The sequence below is a fragment of the Parasutterella excrementihominis YIT 11859 genome (assembly GCF_000205025.1).
In the GTDB taxonomy this organism is placed as follows: domain Bacteria; phylum Pseudomonadota; class Gammaproteobacteria; order Burkholderiales; family Burkholderiaceae_F; genus Parasutterella; species Parasutterella excrementihominis.
Genome location: NZ_GL883747.1, coordinates 1 through 3,586, shown reverse-complemented (window position 1 = coordinate 3,586; position 3,586 = coordinate 1). Strand labels below are relative to the sequence as shown.

The 3,586-nt window shown below is 46.3% G+C and carries 3 protein-coding genes; all 3 read right to left on the bottom strand.

The annotated features are described in order from the left end of the window. Positions 1 to 111: 111 nt before the first annotated feature. A complete protein-coding gene (locus HMPREF9439_RS09855; RefSeq protein WP_008811117.1) occupies positions 112 to 630 on the bottom strand; it encodes a cyclic nucleotide-binding domain-containing protein in 519 nt (172 codons plus the stop codon). 735 nt (positions 631 to 1,365) lie between these two features. Then, positions 1,366 to 2,274: a ribosome small subunit-dependent GTPase A gene (rsgA, locus tag HMPREF9439_RS09850; RefSeq protein ID WP_008864733.1), complete on the bottom strand. Its 909-nt coding sequence runs from the start codon at positions 2,272 to 2,274 to the stop codon at positions 1,366 to 1,368. 6 nt (positions 2,275 to 2,280) lie between these two features. Further along, on the bottom strand, positions 2,281 to 3,546 hold the full coding sequence (locus HMPREF9439_RS09845; protein ID WP_008811119.1) for a M48 family metallopeptidase: 1,266 nt from the start codon (positions 3,544 to 3,546) through the stop codon (positions 2,281 to 2,283). Between the last annotated feature and the right edge of the window lie 40 nt (positions 3,547 to 3,586).

Below are 3,586 nucleotides of genomic sequence, written 5' to 3'. Positions count from 1 at the left end.
AGGGGTAGGTGAAAGCTTCCCCTACTCGATTAGGCCGCTGCAAAAAAAAGACCTCCGGTTTCGGAGGTCAATTCATTCAAGCTTTGGAAAAATCAGCTACTTCTAAGTCAACTAACTTTGAAGAACGTTCTTGATCTGTTCGCTGGTTCTCATCAGATCGTAAGTCTGGCTGTCGTCAAAGGCGGCAAAGACGGTACCGATGCGGTCGGTGATGACGTACATGTCGTCAGGAGTCTTTTCAATCCAGCCCAGGTCAACGAGCTTGGCGAGCTTACGGCGAACGGTTTCACGCGGGATACCGGTAACGTCCGAAATTGAAAGGGCGTTGCAGGGCAGGTACTGTCTTTGGCCATTGAAGGAAGCGGGCTGGTAGCCCCGGCGTTCGTCATAGAAGCGTTCGGTATTGCGGGAAGCGATTTCACCGAGAACCAGGCAGAGCGTCAGATCTCCGTCATAAGCCTGATACATCGCGCGAAGGCGGCTGGTCATAAAGCGAAGAAGCAGGACGGATAAAACGTCTCGGTGAGAAGCATAGGTTTCAGGAGAGACACCGGCAGGAATTCTGAGTCCGGACGGCAATTCGGTCGGGAAGGCTGCTCTGTCTTTCGGTGTGCGGCGAGTTCTTAACATTTTCTATCTCCCATGTAACTGTTCTAATCTTGCTGTTGAAAACTAACTGTGTTTTCGTTTTCGATGTGTTCATCATATCGGGAATTCCCGAGGTGGGCAAGTAGAAACCCATATTAATGCATACCATAAAGACGGTATAATTGTTCAAAAAAACAATTAAGTCCTAGTAAAAATATATATGGATTATTACTAGAAAGCCCGTCGTTATTGGCCTTACGAATTTTTATAAAAACTTAATTTATGTGGAAAATAATTCGAACTAAAATGTAATAATTTGTAATAGCAAATGTAATTTCCTTTGTGGGCTAACGGAAAGAAAGCATTTGTCAGTTTTAAAACTAATTTGGTAAGCCAACAGTTTCAATGGTTATAGGAGATTTTAATTTGTATAACAAATATTTGTCTGCTCAACAACGGCATTTGGATGATTTTGTCGGTGAACGACTATTTTGGTAATTAAAGTCTTGACACTTAATGTGCTTACTTTTTCTTAATATTATCTTGTATCACTTATTGTCTTTATGCATTTCTTCTTAAAATACCTTAAATATGGTATTTAAAGCTAATTGTTCGTACAAGAATCGCATGTTGATGCGATGATTTCTCTTAATTTCCTTGGGCATGAAAAGTGTTTTGACCAGATATGTAGACAATCGTTATGCGGATGAGGGAGCGTAAAAAGTTCTAGAAAAAATAGCCGGCTTCCGCCGGAGAATGGATATGGAGGTGAATTTCTTAATAATTGTTTTTCTCTGCGGCGATGGCTTTTTCGGCTAGCTCTTTGTAAAAAGCATAGCGTTCAGGATCAATTTCGCCTTTATCTACCGCGGTCTTAACCGCACAGCCGGGTTCATTTAAGTGGCGGCAATTCGTGAATCTGCAGTATTCCACCCGATCTCTGATCTCGGGCATACCCCGCATAATGTCATTAAGCGTTAAGTGAGAAAGACCGAACTCCTGGAACCCAGGGGAGTCAACAATAGCACCGCCCTCATAGTTAAACCACCGAACTGCCGTGGTAGTTTGCTTTCCGAGGTTCAAAGCGACTGAGTATTCCTGGGTCCTTTGGCCTGCGTCTTTGACTAAGAGATTCAAAATGGTCGATTTTCCCATACCGGATTGCCCGATCAAAAGCGTCACTTTGCCTCTAAAAAGAGGTTCGAGGGACTTAACAGTGCCTTCCGGGTCTGTAGTTGCGGAAACCTCCACAACCTCGGCCCCGAGCTCTTTGAGCTGTTCAATGAAGGGGCGGACAAGGGCTTCGTCAGCTGTAAAGTCGGTCTTATTCCGTATCATAAGGATATGGATATCAGCTGTTTCAGCCGCCAGCATTGCTTTCCAGATGAAATGGGGGTTGTAGGATGGCCGTGTCGCAAAGACGACGGCAACCTGATCAATGTTGGAAGCTAGAGGTTTGGTCCTTAGTTCGTCGCTGCGATAAAGCAAAGATCGTCTTGGTTCGATTTTTTGGATCGAAACTTGTTCAGGGGACGTTTGCAAACATTCAACGATATCGCCAACAGCCAGGTCGACTTTTTTACCTTTTCGGGTTGCTTCCAGAACCGTGCCGTCTTCCTTTTCGACAAAGCTGTGTTTGCCGTGCGAAGAAATAACACGCGCTTTAAACCAAACCTGCTCTTTCATAGCCTCTCACTTACTCATTTCTTTCTGGATCGTTGCAATTCGGATCGCTGCATCCGGATGAGAAGAATAGAAGGCCGAGTACAGCGGATCAGGTGTCAGCGTAGCGGCATTGTCGGAGAAAAGCTTGACTAATGCACTAATGAGGGCACTTCCGCTGCTGTACCGGACGGCAAACGCGTCGGCTTCAAATTCATGTTTGCGTGAAAACAGGCTCGTCAGAGGAGCAAGCGGGAACAAGAAAACCGGAACCGCAACAGAGAAGAGGATCAGGGCGACTCCGTGGCTTGCTCCGTGCGAAAGGTTGACCCCTAAGCCTTCATAGAACCATGAGCATTCCGCAAGGACGGAGAGTATCCAAAAGAAAAGCAGCGAGAAGATAAAGCTGAAAGCCATCATCTTATAGATATGGTGCAGCTTGTAATGTCCCAGTTCGTGAGCCAAGACCGCTTCGGTTTCTTCCGGCGTCATTTTGCTGAGCAGTGTGTCGAACAATACAATGCGCTTATTTTTCCCAAAACCGGTCATGTAGGCGTTCCCCTTGGCGCTTCGTTTAGAGGCATCCATAACAGACAGGCCCTTAGAGGCAAACCCGATTCGGCTAAGCAGTCCCTCCAATCGGCTTTTGAGTTCGCCTTCGGGCAGAGGAGTAAATTTATTAAAGAGCGGAGCGATAAAAGTCGGATATATCCATTGGACCGCCAGAATGAAGAAGATGTAGGCGAGCCAAGCCCAGAACCACCAGAAAGCTCCTGCTGCATTCCAAATCCAAAGAACAGCCGAGAGAATGGGAATACCTAGAATCAAACTTAATATCCCTGAAAGAAGAAGGTCTTTGACGAAGCGTGCCGGAGTCGTAGTGTTAAAGCCGTATTTTGCTTCAATCCTAAATGTCGAATACCAGGAGAAGGGAAGGTCGATCAGAGAAGAAAGGAGTGCGTAGCCCAAAATAATAACGATCTGGGCCAAAATATCTGCGCCGAACCAACCGTAGACTTCTCCGTAGATCCATTGAATCAGTCCGCCGAAGGTAGCGATTAAAACAAAGCCTAAGTCGGTGATGCGAGTGAGCTGACCGAACTTAATTCGCTCAACCGAGTAATCAGCGGCTTTTTGATGGGCCTCCAAAGAGATTTTGCCGGCGAAGGCGAGAGGGACCGCCCCGCGATTCCTCAGGATCGATTGGACCTGACGGCGGTCAAGATAGTATTTGAGGACAAAATTCCCAAATAAAAACAGGATAAAAACGATTTCAAAAGCGGCAGCCGAATTCATCACATTTTGGCGCGGAGCCCCCTGCCTTCAGGCAGGGGAG